Annotated in this window: 23 protein-coding genes; 16 read left to right on the top strand and 7 right to left on the bottom strand. The window is 69.3% G+C overall.

Annotated features, from left to right (window positions below; all coding sequences use genetic code 11):
- Positions 1-8: 8 nt before the first annotated feature.
- The 10 genes from atpB (at position 9) to AB0K35_RS30340 (ending at position 8,857) form a co-directional block, all read left to right on the top strand.
- Positions 9-806, top strand: a complete 798-nt coding sequence (gene atpB / locus AB0K35_RS30295) for a F0F1 ATP synthase subunit A (RefSeq protein WP_091405892.1) — start codon at positions 9-11, stop codon at positions 804-806.
- A gap of 63 nt (positions 807-869) precedes the next feature.
- The gene (locus tag AB0K35_RS30300; protein WP_074314047.1) at positions 870-1,097 is read left to right on the top strand and encodes an ATP synthase F0 subunit C; all 228 of its coding nucleotides are present in this window, start codon (positions 870-872) and stop codon (positions 1,095-1,097) included.
- A 32-nt stretch (positions 1,098-1,129) separates the two neighbouring features.
- Positions 1,130-1,669: a F0F1 ATP synthase subunit B gene (locus tag AB0K35_RS30305; RefSeq protein ID WP_091406472.1), complete on the top strand. Its 540-nt coding sequence runs from the start codon at positions 1,130-1,132 to the stop codon at positions 1,667-1,669.
- Positions 1,669-2,490 carry a F0F1 ATP synthase subunit delta gene (locus AB0K35_RS30310; protein WP_238670535.1) on the top strand — a complete coding sequence of 274 codons (822 nt, stop codon included), beginning with the start codon at positions 1,669-1,671 and terminating at the stop codon, positions 2,488-2,490. The genes AB0K35_RS30305 and AB0K35_RS30310 overlap by 1 nt, the downstream gene beginning before the upstream one ends.
- 140 nt (positions 2,491-2,630) lie before the next feature.
- On the top strand, positions 2,631-4,283 hold the full coding sequence (gene atpA / locus AB0K35_RS30315; protein WP_238670534.1) for a F0F1 ATP synthase subunit alpha: 1,653 nt from the start codon (positions 2,631-2,633) through the stop codon (positions 4,281-4,283).
- Between the two features lie 4 nt (positions 4,284-4,287).
- Positions 4,288-5,217, top strand: coding sequence for a F0F1 ATP synthase subunit gamma (locus tag AB0K35_RS30320; RefSeq protein ID WP_238670533.1), 930 nt, complete (start codon positions 4,288-4,290; stop codon positions 5,215-5,217).
- Positions 5,217-6,653 carry a F0F1 ATP synthase subunit beta gene (gene atpD / locus AB0K35_RS30325; protein WP_238670532.1) on the top strand — a complete coding sequence of 479 codons (1,437 nt, stop codon included), beginning with the start codon at positions 5,217-5,219 and terminating at the stop codon, positions 6,651-6,653. Before AB0K35_RS30320 ends, atpD begins: the two co-directional genes overlap by 1 nt.
- A gap of 223 nt (positions 6,654-6,876) precedes the next feature.
- A complete protein-coding gene (locus tag AB0K35_RS30330; protein WP_238670531.1) occupies positions 6,877-8,019 on the top strand; it encodes an LCP family protein in 1,143 nt (380 codons plus the stop codon).
- Positions 8,020-8,107: 88 nt separating this feature from the next.
- A complete protein-coding gene (locus tag AB0K35_RS30335; protein WP_030333186.1) occupies positions 8,108-8,389 on the top strand; it encodes a F0F1 ATP synthase subunit epsilon in 282 nt (93 codons plus the stop codon).
- A gap of 12 nt (positions 8,390-8,401) precedes the next feature.
- On the top strand, positions 8,402-8,857 hold the full coding sequence (locus tag AB0K35_RS30340; protein WP_124857610.1) for a DUF2550 domain-containing protein: 456 nt from the start codon (positions 8,402-8,404) through the stop codon (positions 8,855-8,857).
- Positions 8,858-9,265: 408 nt separating this feature from the next.
- On the opposite strand, the gene AB0K35_RS30345 is transcribed toward AB0K35_RS30340, so the two are convergent.
- The gene (locus AB0K35_RS30345; protein ID WP_238670530.1) at positions 9,266-9,838 is read right to left on the bottom strand and encodes a cob(I)yrinic acid a,c-diamide adenosyltransferase; all 573 of its coding nucleotides are present in this window, start codon (positions 9,836-9,838) and stop codon (positions 9,266-9,268) included.
- Between AB0K35_RS30345 and murA the strand changes: the two genes are divergently transcribed.
- Positions 9,837-11,279, top strand: coding sequence for a UDP-N-acetylglucosamine 1-carboxyvinyltransferase (gene murA / locus AB0K35_RS30350; protein WP_238670529.1), 1,443 nt, complete (start codon positions 9,837-9,839; stop codon positions 11,277-11,279). The genes AB0K35_RS30345 and murA overlap by 2 nt on opposite strands.
- 79 nt (positions 11,280-11,358) lie before the next feature.
- A complete protein-coding gene (locus AB0K35_RS30355; protein ID WP_363889764.1) occupies positions 11,359-12,207 on the top strand; it encodes a 3-hydroxyacyl-CoA dehydrogenase family protein in 849 nt (282 codons plus the stop codon).
- 40 nt (positions 12,208-12,247) lie between these two features.
- Here AB0K35_RS30355 and AB0K35_RS30360 read toward each other — a convergent pair whose 3' ends face one another.
- Both AB0K35_RS30360 and AB0K35_RS30365 read right to left on the bottom strand, forming a co-directional pair.
- Positions 12,248-13,093, bottom strand: a complete 846-nt coding sequence (locus tag AB0K35_RS30360; protein ID WP_363889766.1) for an ABC transporter permease — start codon at positions 13,091-13,093, stop codon at positions 12,248-12,250.
- The gene (locus tag AB0K35_RS30365) at positions 13,090-13,941 is read right to left on the bottom strand and encodes an ABC transporter ATP-binding protein (RefSeq protein ID WP_238670527.1); all 852 of its coding nucleotides are present in this window, start codon (positions 13,939-13,941) and stop codon (positions 13,090-13,092) included. Before AB0K35_RS30365 ends, AB0K35_RS30360 begins: the two co-directional genes overlap by 4 nt.
- Positions 13,942-14,092: 151 nt before the next feature.
- On the opposite strand from AB0K35_RS30365, the gene AB0K35_RS30370 reads away from it, so the two are divergent.
- Complete coding sequence (locus AB0K35_RS30370; protein ID WP_363889768.1) at positions 14,093-16,099, top strand: protein meaA; 2,007 nt, start codon at positions 14,093-14,095, stop codon at positions 16,097-16,099.
- Positions 16,100-16,136: 37 nt separating this feature from the next.
- Here the strand turns inward: AB0K35_RS30370 and AB0K35_RS30375 are convergent, their stop codons facing one another.
- Together AB0K35_RS30375 and AB0K35_RS30380 are read right to left on the bottom strand one after the other, a co-directional pair.
- Positions 16,137-16,433, bottom strand: coding sequence for a DUF1540 domain-containing protein (locus AB0K35_RS30375; protein WP_203120485.1), 297 nt, complete (start codon positions 16,431-16,433; stop codon positions 16,137-16,139).
- 85 nt (positions 16,434-16,518) lie between these two features.
- On the bottom strand, positions 16,519-17,136 hold the full coding sequence (locus AB0K35_RS30380) for a DUF4126 domain-containing protein (RefSeq protein ID WP_238670525.1): 618 nt from the start codon (positions 17,134-17,136) through the stop codon (positions 16,519-16,521).
- Between the two features lie 71 nt (positions 17,137-17,207).
- Here AB0K35_RS30380 and nucS point away from each other — a divergent pair, with 71 nt between their 5' ends.
- Positions 17,208-17,867, top strand: coding sequence for an endonuclease NucS (gene nucS, locus AB0K35_RS30385; RefSeq protein ID WP_124773555.1), 660 nt, complete (start codon positions 17,208-17,210; stop codon positions 17,865-17,867).
- An 8-nt stretch (positions 17,868-17,875) separates the two neighbouring features.
- Here nucS and AB0K35_RS30390 read toward each other — a convergent pair whose 3' ends face one another.
- Positions 17,876-18,532: a class I SAM-dependent methyltransferase gene (locus AB0K35_RS30390; RefSeq protein ID WP_238670524.1), complete on the bottom strand. Its 657-nt coding sequence runs from the start codon at positions 18,530-18,532 to the stop codon at positions 17,876-17,878.
- A gap of 80 nt (positions 18,533-18,612) precedes the next feature.
- Positions 18,613-20,109, bottom strand: a complete 1,497-nt coding sequence (locus AB0K35_RS30395; protein WP_363889771.1) for an aldehyde dehydrogenase family protein — start codon at positions 20,107-20,109, stop codon at positions 18,613-18,615.
- A gap of 308 nt (positions 20,110-20,417) precedes the next feature.
- Here AB0K35_RS30395 and AB0K35_RS30400 point away from each other — a divergent pair, with 308 nt between their 5' ends.
- Positions 20,418-20,783: an FHA domain-containing protein gene (locus AB0K35_RS30400; RefSeq protein WP_357185272.1), complete on the top strand. Its 366-nt coding sequence runs from the start codon at positions 20,418-20,420 to the stop codon at positions 20,781-20,783.
- Positions 20,784-20,872: 89 nt separating this feature from the next.
- A complete protein-coding gene (locus tag AB0K35_RS30405; protein ID WP_363889774.1) occupies positions 20,873-21,934 on the top strand; it encodes an alpha/beta hydrolase in 1,062 nt (353 codons plus the stop codon).
- Positions 21,935-21,999: the final 65 nt, after the last annotated feature.

The raw sequence follows: 21,999 nt of genomic DNA on the forward strand, positions 1-21,999 counted from the left end.
GGGACACGGTGTTCGGACAGGCGAACGTTCTGGCAGCGGGCCAGGCGGCATTCCCACCCAGTGTGGACGACTTCTACCTGCCCGCGATCGCGCCCTGGGGTGTGGAGAACGCTCCGTGGTTCACCAAGTTCACGCTGATGATCTGGATCGCGGTCGGCGTTCTGATCATCTTCTTCCTGGCGACGTACCGGAACCCGAAGTTGGTGCCGACCAAGAAGCAGTGGTTCGCCGAGTCGATCTACGGCTTCGTCCGGAACAACATCTCGGTCGACATGATCGGTCACCAGGGCGTGCGGTTCGCTCCCTACTTCACGACGCTGTTCTGCTTCGTGTTGCTGACGAACGCGTTCGCGATCATTCCGTTGTTCCAGATCTCGCCGAACTCGCACATCGCCTTCCCGGCGATCCTCGCGGTTATCAGCTACGTGCTGTTCAACTACATCGGCATCCGGCACCACGGCTTCGGCAAATACTTCAAGCACGCCCTGATCCCGCCGGCACCGTGGTACATCCTGCCGCTGCTGATCCCGATCGAGGCGTTCTCGACCTTCATCATCCGGCCGTTCTCGCTGGCCGTTCGTCTCTTCGCCAACATGTTCGCCGGCCACATGCTCCTGCTGGTCTTCACGCTCGGCGGCTTCGCGATGCTCAACGCCAACGCCTGGCTGGCGCCGATCTCGGTGGTCTCCTGGGTGATGACCGTGGCGCTGACCCTCCTCGAGGCACTGGTCATCGTCCTGCAGGCCTACGTCTTCACCGTGCTGAGCGCCAGCTACATCCAGGGTGCGCTCGCCGAAGAGCACTGATCCACGCACCAACCGTTGTCGTCCCGCGTGAGAGTCACGCGTGATAACCAGGAGGAACCACTAATGGATTACGTCGCCGCGGTAGAGGGCAGCACCGCCGCCATCGGCTACGGCCTCGCGGCCATCGGCCCGGGCATCGGCGTTGGCCTGGTCTTCGCCGCCTATATCCAGTCGACCGCCCGGCAGCCCGAGTCGTCGCGCATGACCCTGCCGTACGTCTGGATCGGCTTCGCCGTCATCGAGGCGCTCGCGCTGTTCGGCATCGCCTTCGGCTTCATCTGGGCCGGCTGATTCCGCCCCTTCCGACCGGGAGGTCACCCATGTTGTTCCTCCTCGCCGCCGAGGGTGGTGAGTCAGAGCACAACCCGATCATTCCGATCTGGCAAGAGATCGTGGTCGGCACGGTCGCCTTCGCCGTGCTCTGCTTCGTGCTGATGAAGTTCGTCTTCCCGCGTATGGAGCAGACGTTCCAGGCTCGGGTCGACGCGATCGAGGGCGGCATCAAGCGCGCCGAGGCCGCCCAGGCCGAGGCGAACCAGCTGCTCGAGCAGTACCGTGCCCAGCTCGCTGAGGCCCGGACCGACGCCGCCAAGATCCGTGACGACGCGCGGGCCGACGCCGAGGGCATCCGGCAGGACATCCTCGCCAAGGCGCGGGAAGAGTCCGACCGGGTCATCCAGGCGGGCAAGGACGCGCTCGCCGCCGAGCGGGCCACCATCGTGCGCGAGCTGCGCGCGGAGGTCGGCACGATCGCGGTGGACCTGGCCAGCAAGATCGTTGGCGAGTCGCTGGCCGACGAGGCGCGGCGCAAGGGCACCGTCGACCGGTTCCTGAGCGGTCTCGAGAGCACGGGGGCCCGCTGATGCAGGCCGCCAGCCGGGAGTCGTACAAGGCCGGGGCCGAGCGCCTCGACGCGTACGTCCGCGGCGCGGAGCCGTCGGCGGTGGCCTCCACCGCCGACGCCATCCTCTCCGTGGCGACCCTGCTGCGGCGCGAGCCGCGGCTGCGCCGGGCGCTCTCCGACCCGGCCCGGTCCGGTGCGGATCGCGGCGCTCTGCTCGGCGACATGCTGGGCGGGCGGATCGGCGCTGACGCGCTCGACCTGCTCGTGTCGCTGGTCTCCGGCCGGTGGTCGGCACCGTCGGAGCTACTCGACGGCACCGAGCGCCTCGGCGTGGAGGCGCTGCTGGCCAGCGCCGACTCCGCCGGCGAGCTGGGCGAGGTCGAGGACGAGCTGTTCCGCTTCGGCCAGGTCGTGACCGGTCAGTCGGCGCTGAGCAACGCGCTCGCCGACCCGGTCGCCCCGGTCGAGCAGCGGACCACCCTGGCCCGCGAGCTGCTCGCCGACAAGGCCCTTCCGGTCACCGTCCGCCTCGTCGAGGTCGCGCTCGGCGGGTTCGGGGGACGTTCCTTCACCGGGGCGCTCACCCGGCTGGTCGAGCTCGCCGCCGAACGGCGTGACCGGCAGGTGGCGTACGTGACCGTCGCGGCCCCGTTGAGTGACGAGGACGAGCGTCGGCTGGGTGCGAGCCTCACCGCGATATACGGTCGGGAGGTCTCCGTCAAGCAGACGGTCGACCCCGCCGTCCTCGGTGGCGTGAGCGTCCGGGTCGGTTCCGACCTGTACGACGGCACCATCCTGCGCCGCCTCAACGAGACCCGCAACGCGCTCGCGAAGCGCTGATCGGCTGCACCGCCCCGTGTTGGGGCGGTGTGTCGCCCAGCATCGGGGCGGATCCGCCGCCCAGCGCCCGGATTGACAGACGCCATTCGGACCGGTTGGTACTAGGTATCCCGGGCCCCTGAATTTTAAGGAAGCAGAGGATGGCCGAGCTGACCATCTCGACGGAGGAGATTCGCGGCGCCCTGGAGCGCTACGTCTCCTCTTACTCGTCCGACGTCTCCCGCGAGGAGGTCGGCACCGTCGCCGACACCGGCGACGGTATCGCCCACGTCGAGGGCCTGCCCTCGACCAAGACCAACGAGCTCCTGGAGTTCGAGGACGGCACGCTCGGCGTGGCGTTGAACCTCGACGTCCGGGAGATCGGCGTCGTCGTCCTCGGTGACTCCGCCAAGCTGGAGGAGGGGCAGCGGGTCAAGCGCACCGACCGGGTGCTCTCCGTGCCCGTCGGCGATGCCTTCCTCGGCCGCGTGGTCAACGCGCTCGGCCAACCGATCGACGGCCTCGGCGACATCGCCGACGAGGGCTACCGCGAGCTGGAGCTGCAGGCTCCGAACGTGATGTCCCGGCAGTCGGTGTTCGAGCCGCTGCAGACCGGCATCAAGGCGATCGACGCGATGACCCCGATCGGTCGGGGCCAGCGGCAGCTGATCATCGGCGACCGGAAGACCGGCAAGACCACTGTCGCCCTGGACGCCATCCTCAACCAGCGGGACAACTGGCGCACCGGCGACCCGAAGAAGCAGGTTCGCTGCATCTACGTCGCCATCGGCCAGAAGGCCTCCACCATCGCCTCCATCAAGGGGCAGTTGGAGGAGGCGGGCGCGATGGAGTACACCACCATCGTGGCCTCCCCGGCGTCCGACCCGGCCGGCTTCAAGTACATCGCCCCGTACACCGGCTCGTCCATCGGGCAGCACTGGATGTACGGCGGCAAGCACGTCCTGATCGTCTTCGACGACCTGAGCAAGCAGGCCGAGGCGTACCGGGCCGTGTCGCTGCTGCTGCGTCGCCCGCCGGGCCGTGAGGCGTACCCGGGCGACGTCTTCTACCTGCACTCGCGTCTGCTGGAGCGTTGCGCGAAGCTCTCCGACGAGCTGGGTGGCGGCTCGATGACCGGTCTGCCGATCATCGAGACGAAGGCCAACGACATCTCGGCCTTCATCCCGACCAACGTCATCTCGATCACCGACGGCCAGATCTTCCTGGAGACCGACCTGTTCAACCAGGGCGTCCGTCCGGCGATCAACGTCGGTACCTCGGTCTCCCGGGTCGGTGGCGCCGCGCAGGTGAAGCCGATGCGTAAGGTCGCCGGTTCGCTGCGTCTCAACCTGGCCCAGTACCGCGAGCTGGAGGCGTTCGCCGCCTTCGCCTCCGACCTGGACAAGGCCTCCCGGGCACAGCTGGATCGCGGTGTCCGGCTGGTCGAGCTGCTCAAGCAGCCGAACTACTCGCCGTACCCGGTGCAGGAAGAGGTCGTCTCGGTCTGGGCTGGCACCGAGGGCAAGCTGGACGACATCCCGGTGGGTGAGGTCCGGCGCTTCGAGTCGGAGTTCCTCCAGTACCTGCGGCACAAGCACGCGGGTGTGCTGGCCGGAATCGCCGACAACCAGTGGGGCGACGACATCGTCGGCTCGCTGGACAACGCGATCAGCGAGTTCAAGCAGGTCTTCCTCGGCAAGGACGACGAGCGCAAGGTCAACGACGCGCCGGCCGCGCCGCTGGAGGGCGAGGAGAACCGCGAGACGGTGACCCGCTTCCGCGACGGCGCGACCGACCGCCCGGCCGAGAGCTGATCCCATGGCGGCCCAGGTACGCGTTCTTCGTCAACGGATCCGCTCGGCGAAGTCGATGAAGAAGATCACCAAGGCGATGGAGCTCGTGGCGACGAGCCGGATCGCCAAGGCCCAGGCCCGGGTGCAGGCGTCCCTGCCGTACGCCCAGGCCATCACCGGCGTGCTCACGGCGCTGGCGTCCAACGCGCGGATCGACCACCCGCTGCTCACCCCGCGCGAGCGGGTGCGCCGGGCGGGCGTCCTGTTGGTCACCAGCGACCGTGGCCTGGCCGGCGGCTACAGCGCCAACGCGATCAAGATGGCGGAGTCGCTGATCGCGCGGCTCAAGGCGGACGGCAAGGAGCCGGTGCTCTACGTCATCGGGCGTAAGGGCGTCGGGTTCTACCGGTTCCGCAACCGGCCGATCGAGGCCAACTGGACGGGCTTCAGCGAGCAGCCCTCGTTCGAGGACGCCCGCACTGTGGGTGAGACGCTGATCAAGGCGTTCACGGCCGGCGCGGACGATGTCGACGGCGGTGCAGGCGCGGACGGGGTGCTCGGCGTCGACGAGTTGCACATCGTCTACACCGAGTTCCACTCGCTGATGACGCAGAACCCGGTCACCAAGATCATTGGTCCGATGCAGGTGGAGGACCGGCCGCGCTCCGAGGGGCTGCTGCCGGCGTACGAGTTCGAGCCGGAGGCGGAGGCGCTGCTCGACGCGCTCCTGCCGAGGTACATCAACACGCGGATCTACGCGGCGTTGATCGAGTCGGCGGCGAGTGAGTCGGCGGCACGGCGGCGGGCGATGAAGAGCGCCACCGACAACGCCGAAGACATGATCGAGAAGTACACGCGTGAGATGAACTCGGCTCGCCAGGCCGGGATCACCCAGGAGATCAGCGAGATCGTCGGCGGCGCCAACGCGCTGGCCGCGTCGGGAAGTGAAGTGTGATGACTGCACCAGTAGAGACCAAGACGGCCACGGGTCGCGTGGTCCGGGTCATCGGCCCGGTCGTCGACGCCGAGTTCCCGCGCGACGCCATGCCGGCCCTGTTCAACGCCCTGAACGTGACGGTGAACCTGTCCGGCGGTGAGAAGACGCTGACCCTGGAGGTTGCCCAGCACCTGGGTGACAACCTGGTCCGTGCCATCTCGATGCAGCCGACGGACGGCCTGGTCCGCGGCGCGGAGGTGCGCGACCGCGGTAAGCCGATCACCGTTCCGGTGGGCGACGCCGTCAAGGGCCACGTGTTCAACGCGATCGGCGAGGTGCTCAACCTCAAAGAGGGCGAGACCCTGACCCCGGACGACCACTGGGGTATCCACCGCAAGGCCCCGGCCTTCGCGGACCTGGAGCCGAAGACCGAGATGCTGGAGACCGGCATCAAGGTCATCGACCTGCTCGCCCCGTACGTCAAGGGCGGCAAGATTGGCCTGTTCGGCGGCGCGGGTGTGGGCAAGACGGTGCTCATCCAGGAGATGATCACCCGGGTTGCCCGCAACTTCGGTGGTACCTCGGTCTTCGCCGGCGTGGGTGAGCGCACCCGTGAGGGCAACGACCTCATCGCCGAGATGACCGAGTCCGGCGTCATCGACAAGACCGCGCTGGTCTACGGCCAGATGGACGAGCCGCCGGGCACCCGGCTGCGGGTGGCGCTCTCCGCGCTGACCATGGCGGAGTACTTCCGGGACGTGAAGAAGCAGGAGGTGCTGCTCTTCATCGACAACATCTTCCGCTTCACGCAGGCCGGCTCGGAGGTCTCCACCCTGCTCGGCCGTATGCCGAGCGCCGTGGGTTACCAGCCGACCCTGGCCGACGAGATGGGCGAGCTCCAGGAGCGGATCACCTCCGTCCGGGGCCAGGCCATCACCTCCATGCAGGCGATCTACGTGCCGGCGGACGACTACACCGACCCCGCCCCGGCCACCACGTTCGCCCACCTGGACGCGACCACCAACCTGGAGCGGTCGATCTCCGACAAGGGCATCTACCCGGCCGTGGACCCGCTGGCGTCCTCGTCCCGGATCCTCGCCCCGGAGTTCGTCGGCGCCGAGCACTTCCAGGTGGCCACCGAGGTGAAGCGGATCCTGCAGCGCTACAAGGACCTGCAGGACATCATCGCCATCCTCGGTATCGAGGAGCTCTCCGAGGAAGACAAGATCACCGTGGCTCGCGCCCGGCGGATCGAGCGCTTCCTGTCGCAGAACACCTACGCGGCGGAGCAGTTCACCGGCGTACCGGGCTCGACGGTCCCGATCAAGGAGACCATCGAGGCGTTCCGGAAGATCAGCGAGGGTGAGTACGATCACTTCCCCGAGCAGGCGTTCTTCATGTGCGGCGGCCTCGAGGACCTTGAGAAGAAGGCTGAGGAGCTGATGAAGGGCTGACCAGCCCTCGTCCGATCTGTAGCAAAAAGACTGCCCCGGCAATGCCGGGGCAGTCTTTTGTTCATGTTCGCGTCCTACCATCGTCGCGGTCCGTTACTCGTGGTCGTCACTTTGGAGGCTCCCGAGCTACGGTTCGTTCCGCGCTCACCTGAACGAGCGTTGATCTTTGCAACCTTTCGGCGACGTGCGCCCGTCTTCCTCGTCGTGGGCGTAACGAACGGAGATGCTCGTGGGTGAGGCCGGCAAGCGTGGCCGCAAGCGGTCCATCTGGCGAGGTGTGCCGCGGTGGGCCAGGATCTGCACTGTGTTCGGCACCGTGCTGGCCGTGCTCAGCGGCGCCGTGCTGGTCGGCACCGAGGTGCTGATGGCCCGCTACGAGGGGTCCGTCGGCAAGGCAGACCTCTTCGGCGACCAGGCCGCGGGCGCCCAGGCGAAGAAGAGCGACATCAAGGGCCCGCTCAACATCCTGCTCGTCGGCATCGACCCGCGTACGCCGACGGCCGCGCCGCTGGCCGACTCGATCATGGTGCTGCACGTGCCCGCCTCGATGGACCGGGCCTACCTGTTCTCGCTGCCACGTGACCTCTACGTGCACATTCCGGAGTTCAAGAGGGCCAACTTCCCGGGCGAGACCACGAAGATCAACGCCGCCATGTCGTTCGGCAGCAGGGTGCCGGGGGCCAACCCCGACGCGGCAAGCGGGTTCGAGCTGCTGGCCACCACCGTGCAGAAGGTGACCGGCATCAAGCGCTTCGACGCGGGCGCGATCATCAACTTCACCGGCTTCCAGAAGATCGTCGACGCCATGGGTGGAGTCGACATGTACATCGAGCGCGACGTGAAGTCAGAGCACAAGCAGCCGGACGGCAAGCCGCGGCCGGGCAACACCCGCGGTGAGGGCTACGTCGGCCCGCAGGCGCTCTACAAGAAGGGCAACCAGCACCTGAGTGGGTGGCAGGCGTTGGACTACGTCCGGCAGCGCTACCCGAAGAACGGCGTTCCGGATTCCGACTACGGCCGGCAACGCCACCAGCAGCAGTTCGTCAAGGCCATGGTCGGCCAGGCCTTCAGCGCCGATGTGGTGTCCAACCCGATCAAGCTGGACAAGGTGCTCCGCGCCGCCGGTCAGTCGCTGATCTTCAGCGGTCGGGGCAACAGTGTTGTCGACTTCGGGCTCGCCCTGAAGGACATCCGTCCGAACACCATCGAGATGATCAAGCTGCCCGGTGGTGGGGTCTTCGACGGCAAGAAATACCTGGGCGAACAGTTCCAGGAGGGGGTCCCGGACTTTTTCACCGCCCTGCACAACGAACAACTGGACCCGTTCCTGCTGGAGCACCCGGAATTCGTGAACAAGGCCAAGTAGTCAGGGCGGCGTTGTCCCCACCCGCGTTGGGCGCGCCGCGTCGTCAGGCTAGACTTTCGGCAATCCGTAGCCGCAGCAAGGAGACAGCGTGGCACAGCAGCTTCACGTCGAGCTCGTCGCCGTCGAGGAGAAGGTCTGGTCCGGTGACGCCGAGATGGTCGTCGCCCGGACGACCGAAGGCGAGCTCGGTGTCCTGCCGGGGCACGCGCCGCTACTCGGCCAGCTCGCCGAGCCCGGCCAGGTACGCATCAAGCTCGCCGGCGGTGAGCAGGTCGCCTACGAGGTGGCCGGCGGCTTCCTCTCGGTGAGCGCCGACGGTGTCACAGTGCTGGCCGAGAGCGCAACCCCGGTCTCCGCGCAGAGCCGCTGAGCCACACCGGGGATGGAGATCGTCGAAGGATTCGGAATCGGCGTTGTCGTCATCCTCGGCGCGCTACTGATCCTCTTCGTCCGGCGAGCTCTGGTCACCCGCAGCGGTGGCATCATCCGGCTCAGCGTCCGGGTCTCCACCATGCTCGACGGCCGCGGCTGGTCGCCCGGCTTCGGCCGGTTCGCCGGTGACGAGCTGCGCTGGTACCGGATGTTCAGCTTCGCGATCCGGCCCAAGCGGGTGCTCTCCCGCAAGGGGTTGGCAGTGGAGCGCCGCCGGTTGCCCGAAGGTCAGGAGCGGTTCTCCATGCCGGCCGACTGGGTGATTCTCCGCTGTACCAGTCACCACGCACCGGTGGAGATCGCCATGGCGCGATCGACGGTCACCGGTTTTCTCTCCTGGCTCGAGGCCGCCCCTCCGGGGGCGGTCTCGCCGCGTATGGCCTCCCAGGACTGGCCTGCTGCCTGATCGGCTCTTCGGTGGTTGCTGGTGGCGTTCGTGGTCGCTCTTGTGGTTTCCGGGGGAGCCCGCCCGGCTCCGGGCGGTCAGGCTTGATCCCTGCGCCGGGCGGGCTCCCCCGGAAACCCCTTCGTGGGCACTGACCGCCGTTCTGGCGCGTTTTTCATCACCTGCCGTTACCGGTGCGGCTGAGTCCCGCCTGTTCAGTGGCCGGGCGCGGGTGATCGACTCGGGTTCCTTGAAATCGCGGTGCCGTGGTGGCCAGGATGGCCCGACTTCATGGAACCCGAGTCGATCTAGACACTGACTCGCCCTGGCCCTGGCGGAGGTCGCCCGGAGGACGAGTCGGCCCTGGCTACGCGTGGTGGCCGGCAGAGTGGGAACCCAGACCTTGACGTGGTGCGGAGCGCCCGACGTTCAGCGCTTGCCGCCCGGCACCCATAGCACGTCCCCTGCCGGATTTGCCGTTCTTGACAGGATAAACAGCAGATCGGAGAGCCGGTTGAGATACTTTGCCGGGAGCGTGCTGGTTCGTTCCGGATCGTGGCTCACCAGCGCCCACGCTGCCCGTTCGGCACGCCGGGCGACGGTCCGCGCCACGTGCAGCAGCGCCGCACCTGCGGTGCCGCCGGGGAGGATGAAGGAGTCGAGCTTGCTCAGGCGTGCGTTGTACTCGTCGCACCAGCCCTCCAGGCGCTCGACGTACTCCTCGGTCACCCGCAGCGGCGGGTACTTCGGCTCCGGCTCGACCGGGGTGGCCAGGTCGGCGCCGACGTCGAACAGGTCGTTCTGCACCGACCCCAGCACGCCGCGAAGCTCCTCGTCGAGGTCTCCCAGCGCGAGCGCGACGCCGATCGCCGCGTTGCACTCGTCGACATCCGCGTACGCGGCGATCCGTGGATCGGTCTTCGGCACCTGCTCGTTGTTGCTCAGCCTGGTCATGCCGGCGTCGCCGGCCTTTGTGTAGATGCGCGTGAGGTGGACGGCCATGACGCACAGCCTACGGATTCCCGACCTGACGATCCCGGCGCGGCCGGACAGCACCGCCGGCTGGCCGGTGGTGGTGGGCCCCGGCGACGCCGGCGATTCGGCGGTCAACGATGTCGACGTCATCCGGGTACGCGGTGACGCCCGACTGTCCGGCACCGTGCACGTTGTCGGTGCCAAGAACTCGGCGTTGAAGTTGATGGCCGCCGCGCTGCTCGCGCCGGGCCGCAGCGTGATCACCAACGTCCCCCGGATCACCGACATCGCGATCATGGGGGAGGTGCTGCGTCGGCTGGGCTGCGACGTCCAGTTCGACGCCGACGACCCGGTCGACCCGATGGTCGCCAGGGGCGGCGTGGCCCGGTCCCGGTCGGTGACGATCGACGTGCCCGAGCAGCCGGGCGCGGAGGCCGACTACGACCTGGTCCGACGGTTGCGCGCGTCGATCTGCGTGCTCGGCCCTTTGCTGGCCCGCCGAGGGTACGTGCGGGTGGCCCATCCCGGCGGCGACGCGATCGGGTCGCGGGGGTTGGACATGCACATCTCCGGGCTGACCCGGATGGGCGCGGAGATCTCCGGTGAGCACGGGTTCGTCATCGCCTCCGCCCCGCACGGTCTGCGTGGCGCTGACATCGTGCTGGATTTCCCCAGCGTCGGCGCGACCGAGAACCTGGTGATGGCGGCGGTACTGGCCCAGGGCACCACGATGATCGACAACGCGGCCCGGGAGCCGGAGATCGTCGACATCTGCACGATGCTCAAGCAGATGGGCGCGCGCATCGTCGGCGCGGGCACGTCCACGTTGCGGATCACCGGTGTGCCTGGTCTGCGTCCGGTGCGCCACGCGACGGTGGGGGACCGGATCGTCGCCGGCACCTGGGCGTTCGGCGCCGCGATGACCCGGGGCGACGTGACGGTGACCGGGCTGGACCCGGCCTTCCTGGAGGTCGCCCTGGACAAGGTGGTGGCCGCAGGCGGGCTGGTGGAGACCCGGGGAGACGGCTTCCGTGTACGGATGGACGAGCGACCACGGGCGGTGGACGTGGTGACGCTGCCGTACCCCGGCTTCGCCACCGACCTGCTGCCGATGGCGATCGGGCTGGCGGCCGTCAGCGACGGTGCCTCCCTGATCACCGAGAACATCTTCGACGGCCGGTTCATGTTCGCCAACGAGATGATGCGGCTCGGCGCGGACATCAAGACCGACGGGCATCACGCGGTGGTCCGGGGCCGGGGCCGGCTCTCCGGTGCCCCGGTGCGGGCCACCGACATCCGGGCCGGCGCGGGGCTGATCATTGCCGGGCTCTGCGCGCAGGGGGTCACCGAGGTCTCCCACGTGCACCACGTCGACCGGGGCTACCCGGACTTCGTTGCCGACCTACGTGCGCTCGGGGTGGCTGTCGAGCGGGGCACCACGCCGGAGGAGCCGGCACTGGAGATCTGACGCCCCCGCCACTTAGTCATCGTTCAGTCTCGCCGACTAGGGTGCAGGCAGGCACTCAATCGCAGCGAGGGAGAAGCAGATGGCGGGTCGACTCGCGGTCGTCGGGGCCGGGTTGATGGGTTCCGGCATCGCCCAGGTGGCGGCGCAGGCGGGCTGGCAGGTGACGCTGCGCGACCTGGACGAGGCGGCCACCACCCGGGGTCTGGGCGGTATTCGGAAGTCACTGGAGAAGTTCGCCGAGAAGGGCAAGATCGAGGCGTCCGAGGTCGAGGCGACGCTGGCTCGGATCACCCCGACCACCGACCTGGAGGCGGCGGCGGACGCGGACATCGTGGTCGAGGCGGTATTCGAGCGCCTGGAGATCAAGCACGAGGTGTTCCGCGCCCTGGACAAGATCTGCAAGTCGGACGCGGTGCTCGCCACCAACACGTCGGCGATCCCGGTCACCCAGATCGCCGCGGTGACCGAGCGGCCCGAGGCTGTCGTCGGCACGCACTTCTTCTCCCCGGTGCCGATGATGCAGCTCTGCGAGCTGGTACGCGGTTACAAGACCAGCGACGCCACGCTGGACACCGCGCGGGTCTTCGCCGAGGAGATCGGCAAGACGGTCGTGGTGGTGAACCGGGACATCGCCGGCTTCGTCACCACCCGGCTGATCTCCGCCCTGGTGATGGAGGCGGTCAAGCTGGTCGAGTCCGGCGTGGTGTCCGCGGAGGACCTGGACACCGCCTGCCGGCTGGGCTTCGGGCACGCGATGGGCCCGCTGGCGACCACCGACCTGACCGGGGTGGACGTGCTGCTGCACGCCTCGAAGAACATCTACACCGACACCGCCGACGAGAAGTTCTTCCCGCCGGAGCTGCTCCAGCGGATGGTCACCGCCGGTGACCTGGGCCGCAAGACCGGCAAGGGCTTCTACACGTACTGAGTGGTGGCGGCCGGGGCGGGCACCCGCCCCGGCCGGCCGCTCAGCCGTCGCGCTTGGTGGTCCAGCGGAAGGTGGTCAGGCAGACCACCACACCGATCACGCACCAGAGAGCCAGCACCACCGCCACCCGGCCCAGCTCGAACGAGCCGCCCGGTTCCTGGGCTCCGAAGCTCTCCGGCAGGAAGACCGACCGGAGCCCCTGGCACATCCACTTGAGCGGGAACAGCGCCGCCACCTGCTGCATCCAGGTGGGCAGGTCGGTGAAGACGAAGAACACCCCGGAGATGAACTGAAGGATCAGGGACACCGGGGTGACCACCGCCGAGCCGCTGCGGGCGGTGCTGGCCACCGACGAGATGGCGATGCCGCACAGGGTGCACGCGATCACCCCGAGCACGGCGACCCAGCCGAAGGTGAGCCACTTCCCGGCGGTGCCCGGCAGGTCGAGGTCGAACAGCGCCACCGCGAAGGCCAGCAGCAGCGCCGTCTCGGCGATGCCGATCACCACCACCATGATCACCTTGCCGGCGAACCAGACCCACTTCGGCATCGGCGTGCCCCGGTAGCGCTTGAGCACGCCCCGGTCCCGCTCGACCGGGATCCAGATGCCGAGGTTCTGGAAGCTCACAGTCATCAGGCCGGTCGCGATCATGCCGGTGATGAAGTACTGCGTGAACTTCACCCCACCGCCGATCGTCCCATGGAAGATCGACGCGAAGATCAGGATCATGATGATCGGGAAGCCCATGGTGAAGACCACCGACTCCCGGCTGCGCAGGAACTGGGTGATCTCCAGCCGGCCCTGGCGCAGGGCGAGCGCGCCGGCCCCCGGCCTCCGCCCGCGAGTCGCGGTGACCGGCGTCGCCGGCTTCGTCGTAGTCGTCATCGCGCGTGTCCGATCATGGTGAGGTAGACGTCCTCCAGGGTCGGCCGGGTCACCGTGAGCCCGGGGACCTCGCCGCCGTGGCGCGCCGCCAGGTCGGCCACGAAGGCCGTTGGCGTCGCGCTCTGCGCACTTTCCAGCGTCCCTTCGGGGGTACGCCAGGAGACCGTCGCGAGGGCGTCCTGCCGATTGCCCAGCCGGTTCGGGGCGGCCACCTCGACCAGCCGGCCGCCGGCGATCACGCCGACCCGGTCGGCGAGCGCTTCCGCCTCGTCCAGGTAGTGGGTGGTGAGCACGATTGTGGTGCCGGCGGCGGCCAGGTCGCGGATCAGCTCCCAGAACTCGCGACGCGCCTCCGGGTCGAAGCCGGTGGTCGGCTCGTCGAGGAAGAGCAGCTCCGGCCGGCCGACGATGCCCAGTGCCACGTCCAGGCGGCGCTTCTGCCCGCCGGAGAGGGTGTGTGTGCGGGCCTTCGCCTTGCCGGCCAGCCCGACCCGCTCGATCACCTTCGCCGGGTCGTCGGCGTCGAGGTAGAAGCCAGAGAAGTGCCGAACCACCTCGGCCACCGTCAGCTCGTCGAACTCGCCGGTGCCCTGGAGCACGATGCCGACCCGGGAACGCCACTCGGCGTCCGTGTGGGCCGGGTCCGTGCCGAGCACTGAGACCTCGCCGGCATCCCGGTGTCGGTACCCCTCAAGGATCTCCACCGTGGTGGTCTTGCCGGCGCCGTTCGGGCCGAGCAACGCGAACACCTCGCCACGGCGCACGTCGAGATCCACGCCCGCCACCGCTGCGTTGTCGCCGTACGCCTTGCGCAGCCCTCGGACGGAGATGGCCAGCTCGTCATCCATGCCGTCCAGTGTGCGTCCTGACCCGCCCTGCGTGGTGCCCGGGGTGTGGCGTTCCGCGCCACTGCGGGAACTTGACACCCGGACGTCCCCGACATGGACCTGTGTGGTTTTCCACAGCTCCTTTTACTGAACGGTAACTTAGACTCCGGCCATGGATGAGACGGCATTCCCGGGGCGGCTGCCCGAGCGGGACCGCCCGTGGGTGATGCGCACCTACGCCGGCCACTCGTCGGCCGCGGCGACCAACGCCCTCTTCCGCCGCAACCTGGCGAAGGGGCAGACCGGCCTGTCGGTCGCCTTCGACCTGCCCACCCAGACCGGGTACGACCCGGACCACGAACTCGCCGCCGGTGAGGTCGGACGGGTCGGCGTGCCGGTGACCCACCTCGGCGACATGCGGGCGCTCTTCGACGGTCTCCCCCTCGCCGACACGAACACCTCGATGACCATCAACGCCCCGGCGATGTGGCTGCTCGCCCTGTACGGCGCCGTCGGGCTGGAGCAGGGCGCCGACCTGACCCGCTGCGCCGGCACCACCCAGAACGACATCATCAAGGAGTACCTGTCCCGGGGCACCTACATCTTTCCGCCGGCCGCCTCGCTGCGGCTCACCGCCGACGTGGTGGCGTACACGTTGCGTGAGATGCCCCGGTGGAACCCCGTGAACATCTGCTCGTACCACCTCCAGGAGGCCGGCGCCACGCCAGTGCAGGAGGTCGGCTTCGCCCTGGCCACCGCGGTCGCCGTGCTCGACGCGGTCCGTGACTCCGGTCAGGTGCCCGCCGAACGGATGGGCGACGTGGTCCAGCGGATCTCGTTCTTCGTCAACGCCGGGGTGCGCTTCGTCGAGGAGATCGCCAAGATGCGCGCGTTCGGCGTGCTCTGGGACGACATCACCCGGGACCGGTACGGGGTGACCGACGCCAGACAACGGCGGTTCCGCTACGGCGTACAGGTCAACTCTCTCGGCCTCACCGAGGCGCAGCCGGAGAACAACATCCAGCGCATCGTGCTGGAGATGCTCGGCGTGACGATGTCCCGCGACGCCCGGGCCCGCGCGGTCCAACTGCCCGCCTGGAACGAGGCGCTCGGCCTGCCCCGCCCCTGGGACCAGCAGTGGTCGCTGCGGATGCAGCAGGTCCTGGCGTACGAGTCGGACCTGCTCGAATACCCCGACCTGTTCGCGGGCTCGCACGTGATGACCGCGCTGGTGGACGAGGTCGTCACCGGGGCGCGGGTCGAGCTGGACAAGGTGCTGGAGTTGGGCGGCGTCGTCGCCGCGGTGGAAACCGGCTACCTCAAGAGCGCGCTTGTCGCGTCGCTGGCCGAGCGCCGTCGGCGGATGGAGTCCGGTGCCGACGTGGTGGTCGGGGTCAACCGGTACACCGAGACCGAACCCTCCCCGCTGACCGCCGCCGGCGCGGACGCCGTCGAGCAGGTCGATCCCGCCGTCGAGGCGGCCGCCGTGGACGGCGTACGCCGGTGGCGGGCCGACCGGGACGCGGCCGTCGTCGACGCGGCGCTGGCCCGGCTGCGCGCGGACGCCGCGACCAGCACCAACCTGATGCCGGCCACAGTGGAGTGCGTGCGGGCCGGGGTGACCACCGGCGAGTGGGCCGGCGCGCTGCGCCAGGTCTTCGGCGAGTACCGGGCGCCGACCGGCCTGGCCGGTGCCACCGGCGGCGGTGGGGAGCCGGGACTCGCGGCGGTCCGCGAGCGGGTCACCGCCACCGCGCGGGAGTTGGGCAGCGGCCGGCTGCGGCTGCTGGTCGGCAAACCCGGCCTGGACGGGCACTCCAACGGCGCTGAGCAGATCGCGGTACGGGCCCGCGACGCCGGCTTCGAGGTCGTCTACCAGGGCATCCGGTTGACCGCGGGGCAGATCGTCGCCGCCGCCGTGGAGGAGGACGTCGACCTGGTCGGGCTCTCAGTGCTCTCCGGGTCGCACCTGGCCGCCGTGCCCGCGGTGCTCGACGGGCTGCGCGCCGCCGGCCGGGCGGACCTGCCGGTGGTGGTGGGCGGCATCATCCCGGCCAGTGACGCGGACACCCTCCGGGCGGCCGGGGTCGCCCGGGTCTTCACCCCGAAGGACTTCGCCCTCACCGGCATCATCGACGACCTGGTGACTGTCATCCGTCACGCCAACGACCTGCCGTGATCGAAGGCTGTTCCGGCAGGTCGGCGGCGGGTGTGGGTCAGCGGCCAGCGTAGGTCATGCAGTCGGCCATGTCGTTGTCCGGGCCGACCCTGATCGACGCCGCGTGGCACTCCAACTGCTCGTTGTGCCGGCAGTCGGCGCGTTGGCAGGCGCCCACCTGCGCGATCAGGCTCTCCACGCCGCCCCGGACGGGCGACTCGACGAAGGTGTGGCAGTGGGCGTGATCCATGCTGCCGATGGTGATCGCGAAGGCGTGGCAGTCACCCGACTGGTTGTACGCGCACGCGGCGACCACACATTCCTGGACTCGGGGCATCTCCAACGCTGCGGTCATGCCGACCTCCTCTAGGCTCTTGCCCCGATACTAGGCTTTTGTCAGCCTGGGGAAGCCCGGTATGCCGGGCCGCCGATCCGCCGTGTCAGACGCGGAAGCCGGCGGCGCGGGCGGCCTCCCGTTCGCGGCGTCGTTCGGATCGACGACGGAAGAACCAGAAGACGAAGAACGCCAGGCCGACCAGGACGACGAGCACCAGCACCGGCAGGATGATCGCCACCAGGGAGACCACCACGCTGGTGGCGTCCTCGGCGGTGCTGGCGACCGGCGCGCCGATCCCGGCGGTGGTCGCGTTGATCACCGGGCGGGCCGCGGATTTGAGCAGGTGCACGCCCAACGCCAGCAGTACGCCGGTGACGACCGGCACCCACTGGTGGGATGAGAAGAAGCTCCCCGGGTCGCTGACCGTCACCGTCTCCGACGAGGAGCCGGCGCCGAAGGCAAGGCCACCGGCGGTGGGTCGGACCACTGTCTGCACCACGTCGTTGATGTGGTCGACCACTGGCACCTTGTCCGCCACCATCTCCACGGCGAGCAGCACGGCCATGATGGCGATGACCCAGCCGTTGCCGAGCCAGGTCCAGCCGCTGGGCAGGTCGATCAGGTCGGTGTAACGGCCGAGTAGACCGAGGATGAGCAGGGGTATGTAGGCGTTCAGCCCCGCCGAGGCGGCGAGACCGGTGCCGGTGAGGACTTCGAACACGGTCTCAGCATCGCATCGACGCGCCAGTGCCGCTCGCTGGCGACCGGTGGGTGCTCGGCTACCCTCGTCGGGTGCGGTTGGTCATTGCGAAGTGCTCGGTGGATTACGTCGGACGGCTCTCGGCTCACCTGCCGCTGGCCACCCGGTTGCTGATGGTGAAGGCGGACGGGTCGGTGTCTATTCACGCCGACGACCGGGCGTACAAGCCGTTGAACTGGATGAGCCCGCCGTGTCGGTTGGAGGAGGCCCCCGGTGTGTGGCGGGTCGTCAACAAGGCTGGCGAGGAGCTGCGGATCACCCTGGAGGAGATCTTCCAGGACACCTCGTACGAGTTGGGTGTGGATCCGGGCCTGCGCAAGGACGGGGTGGAGGCGCACCTGCAGGAGTTGCTGGCCGCCAACCCGGGTGTCCTGGGTGAGGGGTTCACGCTGGTCCGCCGCGAGTACATGACGGCGATCGGCCCGGTCGACCTGCTGTGCCGGGACGCCAACTCGGGTTCGGTGGCCGTCGAGGTCAAGCGGCGTGGCGACATCGACGGGGTGGAACAGTTGACCCGTTATCTCGAGCTGATGAACCGTGACCCGCTGCTCAGCCCCGTCGTCGGGGTCTTCGCCGCCCAGGAGATCAAGCCGCAGGCCCGGGTGCTCGCCACCGACCGGGGCATCCGGTGTGTGGTCGTGGACTACGACAAGCTGCGCGGCATCGTGAAGGACGAGTTGACCCTCTTCTGACCGGCGTTCTACCCGTTGCGCACCGCGATCAGCGACTTCGGCAGGCCGAACACCCGCTCCACCAGCATCGTCGAGTCGGGGAAGTAGTGGCGCATCTGCGAACGGTCCAGCAGCTCGGTCCAGAGCACCTGGTGGATGGCGGCGGCGTGACTGCGGGTCGGCTTGTGCCCGAGCGGCCAGCGTTGGGCGAACGCTGTGCGCAGTCGTACCGGCAGGAACTGCATTCCCGGCGCGATCCAGTGTGGCTCGATGGGGAAGTAGCGGTAGGGCGTCTGCACCCAGTGCCGGTCGGCCAGTGAGCGGACGGCGGCGGCGAAGCGAATCCGGCGCTCGTGCCCGCCGACATGCTCCAGCACCGAGTTCGAGAAGACCAGGTCGTAGCTGCCCCTGGTGAGGTGCGGGGGCAGGTCGCAGGCGTCGGCCTGCTCGACGTGGGCCCATTCCGGGACGACGGCGGGCGGCTGCTCCAGGTTGACGACTGTCACCCGGGCCGGTCTGACCGTGGCGCGGTGCCAGGTGCCGAGCCGACCACCGAGGTCGACGACGTGCATGTCGCCGATGTCGGGGAAGGTGCGCGCCAGCCAGTCCGAGCGGTGCCGACGCCGTCGGGCGCTCCACGACTGGTCACTGTCGACAAGGCGGTAGCGCAATCGATTGGGGCCCATTTAACGCAATGTACCGCCGTGACCACGGCGTATAAACATGTGGATACGCCGATCCTTGTTGATGATCGGTTATCCGACACTTACCTTCCGTACATGACCTTGATGGCCTTGACGAGTCGGGCCACGTCGGCGGGGGTGCGTTCGAAGGTCATCGACGGCAGCAGCGACCGGGCACGACGTCGGGTGATCGCCTTGGCCCGACCGAACTCACGCAGGCCGTCCTCCCCGTGGATCCGCCCGAAGCCGGAGTCGCCGACACCGCCGAACGGCAGTGTGGACATGCCGGCGAAGGTCAGCGTGGAGTTGATCGACGCCATCCCGGAGCGCAGTCGCCGGGCGATGGCCACCGCGCGCCGCCGGCCGAAGACCGAACCCCCGAGGCCGTACGACAGGGCGTTGGCGTGGGCGACTGCCTCGTCGGCGTCGCGGACCCGGCTGATGGTCAGCGTGGGGCCGAACGTCTCCTCGCGGACGGCCGCCGACTCCTCCGGAACGTCCACCAGCACTGTGGGGTGGACGTACGGCGGCTGCACGGCGCTCGGGCCACCGAGCACGGCGCGCCCGCCGGACGTGATGGCGGCGTCGATGTGCCGGCGAATCACGTCGATCTGCTTGGGCATGGTGATCGGGCCGATGTCGGTGCCCTCCGGCCCGACAGTCAGCCGACCGGCGCGGGTCACCACCTTGTCGACGAAGGTGTCGAAGACGGCGTCGACGGCGTACACCCGCTCGATGCCGATGCAGGTCTGGCCGGCGTTGGTCATGCCGCCCCAGACGCACGCCTCGGCGGCCGCGTCCAGGTCGGCGTCGCTGTCAACGATCATGGCGTCCTTGCCGCCGCCCTCGATGAGCACCGGGGTCAGCGTCTCGGCGCAGGCGGCCATCACCTTTCGGGCGGTGGCGGTGGAGCCGGTGAAGGCCAGTTTGTTGACGCCGGAGCGGCACAGCGCCGCGCCCACGTCGCCCAGCCCGTGCACGGCGGTGAAGACCGGCTGCTCGGGCACCACCTCGGCGAAGCTGTCCACCAGCCACTGGCCGACGGCGGGCGTGTACTCGCTCGGCTTGAGCACCACGGCGTTGCCGGCGGCGAGGGCGTACGCGGCGGAGCCGATCGGCGTGAAGACCGGATAGTTCCACGGCCCGATCACGCCGACCACCCCGTACGGCTGGTATTCGAGGTGCCCGGAGAACTCGGCGAGGATGAGCCGGGACCGCACCCGACGTGGACCGAGCACGCGGCCGGCGTTGCGGGCGGCCCAGTCGATGTGCTCGATCGCGGTGACGATCTCGACGATGGCGTCGGCGACCGGCTTCCCGCCCTCGACGTGCACCAACTCGGCCAACTGCTCGATGCGCTTGGCGAGCAGGGCGCGCCACCGCAGCATCCGCTGGCGGCGGCCGGTGAAGCCGAGACCCGCCCACCACTCGCCGGCGGCGCGGGCGCGGTCGACGGCCTGCCGCACGTCGGCGTCGGTGGCGACCGGGAGACGGCCGGCCTCGGCGCCGGTCGCCGGGCTGGTGGAGACCAACTGGCCCGAGTCGATGACCGGAACGCCCGGGATATGCACTGCCGTCATGGCGGAAGTCTAGACCCGAGGATTACTCACCGGTAGGGTCCCCGATTCGGGCCCGAGGGAGCGGCGTCGCACCAACCCGGCCGATCGTTGATCAGTGCAGGTCAGGGCGTTGGTGACGGATGCGGCCCGCCCGAATCGTCGAACGGCAGGTGGCCGGGAGGTGACGAGAGGCTGACCGGCCGGTCGGTATTGACGACTACCGTCTGATGGCAAGCTGACGCGCGGAGTGACGGTGTGGGGTGGAGGGCTGACTGTCCATGGAGGAACATCCGGAACTGATGCCGCTGTTGACGGTCGCGGGTGGACCGATGCGCGGCGCGAGCTTTCGTATGCGAGCCGAGATACAGGTGATCGGCCGAGCGCCGAGCGGTCAGGTGGTCATCAACGACCCACACCTGAGCCGTCGCCACGCCGAGGTGTGGCTGGCACCGGAGGGCCCGTCCCTGCGGGACCTGGGCTCCACCAACGGCACCTGGCTCAACGACCGGCGGATCACCGAGGTGGAACGACTCTCCGACGGAGACGTGATCCGGCTGGGCCGTACCGAACTGCGTCTGTTCGACCCCGGGGTGGCGCTCACCGACCCGGTGGGGCTCAGCTTCGGCCCGTCCCGGCGCGACGTCCGACCGACGTTGCCGTTGCCGCTGGCCGCGCCACCGGGCTCGCGTCGCTGATCGCCTGGCGGTCTGCCACACCGGGCGGCTCCGCTGGGTGGCGGTCCGACACCTGGACCGGCGGGGACGCCCGTGGCAGCATGCCGCGGATGGAGACCGAGCAGCGGACCGTGACGGCGAACGGCATCACCCAGGCGGTACGGGTGGCCGGCCCGCCGGACGGCACACCGGTGCTGCTGATCCACGGCAACTGCTCGTCCGCGCTGTTCTGGGAGCCGCTGGTCCGTCGCCTGCCACCGACGCTGCGGGTGGTCGCCCCCGACCTACGGGGGTACGGCGACTCGGCGACCGCCCCGGTGGACGCCACCCGGGGCCTGCGGGACTTCGCCGACGACGTGGCCGCCCTACTCGACGACCCGTCGCTCTTCGACGCCGACGCGCGCCCGGTGGTGGTCGGGCACTCCCTCGGCGGCGGCGTGGCGATGCGCCTGCTGGTCGACCATCCGCACCGGGTGGGGGCGTTGCTGCTCGCCGCGCCGGTCTCCCCGTACGGCTTCGGCGGCACCCGCGACCTGACCGGCACGCCGACCACCCCCGACTTCGCCGGCACCGGCGCCGGCACGGCGAACCCGGACTTCGTCGCCCGCCTCGCGGCCGGTGACCGGAGCACCGACGCGCCGGCCAGCCCGCGCGCCGTGCTGCGAGCCACCTACGTGGCCGATCCCGACTCTCTGGTCGAGGACGAGGAACTGCTGCTGGACACCGTGCTCTCCACAGCCACCGGGGACGACAACTACCCGGGCACGGCGGTGCCGTCGGAGAACTGGCCGGGCACCGCGCCGGGGGAGCGCGGGGTGCTCAACGCGCTCGCGCCGACCTGGTTCCGGCTCGCCGACGAACTGGTGGCCGTCGCCGAGAAACCGCCGGTCACCTGGGTACGCGGAGACGTCGACGTCATCGTCTCGGACACTTCGCTCTTCGACCTGGCGTACCTGGGTTCGCTGGATCTCGTGCCCGGCTGGCCCGGCGCGGACGCCTGCCCACCGCAGCCGATGGTCGGCCAGACCCGGGCGGTGCTCGACCGGTACGCGGCGGCCGGCGGCGCGTACCACGAGGTGGTGCTGCCCGGTTGCGGACACAGCCCGCACCTGGAGCGCCCGGCGGAGTTCGTCGCGGAATTGTTGGCCCTGACCAGCGTGGCGGCCGAGTAGCGGCAATGCCGAGCCGTTGGTGAAATATGCCACGGCGTCTCGACAACTCATTGTCACGTGGCAGA

The organism is Micromonospora sp. NPDC053740, from assembly GCF_040677775.1.
Lineage (GTDB): Bacteria > Actinomycetota > Actinomycetes > Mycobacteriales > Micromonosporaceae > Micromonospora > Micromonospora alfalfae.

What these genes read in the sequence shown, in the direction of transcription:
- AB0K35_RS30300 (WP_074314047.1), top strand. Translation starts at nt 870, where the DNA reads ATGGATTACGTCGCCGCGGTAGAGGGCAGCACCGCCGCCATCGGCTAC.
- AB0K35_RS30310 (WP_238670535.1), top strand. Translation starts at nt 1,669, where the DNA reads ATGCAGGCCGCCAGCCGGGAGTCGTACAAGGCCGGGGCCGAGCGCCTC.
- atpA (WP_238670534.1), top strand. Translation starts at nt 2,631, where the DNA reads ATGGCCGAGCTGACCATCTCGACGGAGGAGATTCGCGGCGCCCTGGAG.
- AB0K35_RS30320 (WP_238670533.1), top strand. Translation starts at nt 4,288, where the DNA reads ATGGCGGCCCAGGTACGCGTTCTTCGTCAACGGATCCGCTCGGCGAAG.
- atpD (WP_238670532.1), top strand. Translation starts at nt 5,217, where the DNA reads ATGACTGCACCAGTAGAGACCAAGACGGCCACGGGTCGCGTGGTCCGG.
- AB0K35_RS30330 (WP_238670531.1), top strand. Translation starts at nt 6,877, where the DNA reads ATGCTCGTGGGTGAGGCCGGCAAGCGTGGCCGCAAGCGGTCCATCTGG.
- AB0K35_RS30340 (WP_124857610.1), top strand. Translation starts at nt 8,402, where the DNA reads ATGGAGATCGTCGAAGGATTCGGAATCGGCGTTGTCGTCATCCTCGGC.
- murA (WP_238670529.1), top strand. Translation starts at nt 9,837, where the DNA reads ATGACGCACAGCCTACGGATTCCCGACCTGACGATCCCGGCGCGGCCG.
- AB0K35_RS30345 (WP_238670530.1), bottom strand. Translation starts at nt 9,838, where the DNA reads ATGGCCGTCCACCTCACGCGCATCTACACAAAGGCCGGCGACGCCGGC.
- AB0K35_RS30355 (WP_363889764.1), top strand. Translation starts at nt 11,359, where the DNA reads ATGGCGGGTCGACTCGCGGTCGTCGGGGCCGGGTTGATGGGTTCCGGC.
- AB0K35_RS30360 (WP_363889766.1), bottom strand. Translation starts at nt 13,093, where the DNA reads ATGACGACTACGACGAAGCCGGCGACGCCGGTCACCGCGACTCGCGGG.
- AB0K35_RS30365 (WP_238670527.1), bottom strand. Translation starts at nt 13,941, where the DNA reads ATGGATGACGAGCTGGCCATCTCCGTCCGAGGGCTGCGCAAGGCGTAC.
- AB0K35_RS30370 (WP_363889768.1), top strand. Translation starts at nt 14,093, where the DNA reads ATGGATGAGACGGCATTCCCGGGGCGGCTGCCCGAGCGGGACCGCCCG.
- AB0K35_RS30375 (WP_203120485.1), bottom strand. Translation starts at nt 16,433, where the DNA reads ATGACCGCAGCGTTGGAGATGCCCCGAGTCCAGGAATGTGTGGTCGCC.
- AB0K35_RS30390 (WP_238670524.1), bottom strand. Translation starts at nt 18,532, where the DNA reads ATGGGCCCCAATCGATTGCGCTACCGCCTTGTCGACAGTGACCAGTCG.
- AB0K35_RS30395 (WP_363889771.1), bottom strand. Translation starts at nt 20,109, where the DNA reads ATGACGGCAGTGCATATCCCGGGCGTTCCGGTCATCGACTCGGGCCAG.
- AB0K35_RS30400 (WP_357185272.1), top strand. Translation starts at nt 20,418, where the DNA reads ATGCGCGGCGCGAGCTTTCGTATGCGAGCCGAGATACAGGTGATCGGC.
- AB0K35_RS30405 (WP_363889774.1), top strand. Translation starts at nt 20,873, where the DNA reads ATGGAGACCGAGCAGCGGACCGTGACGGCGAACGGCATCACCCAGGCG.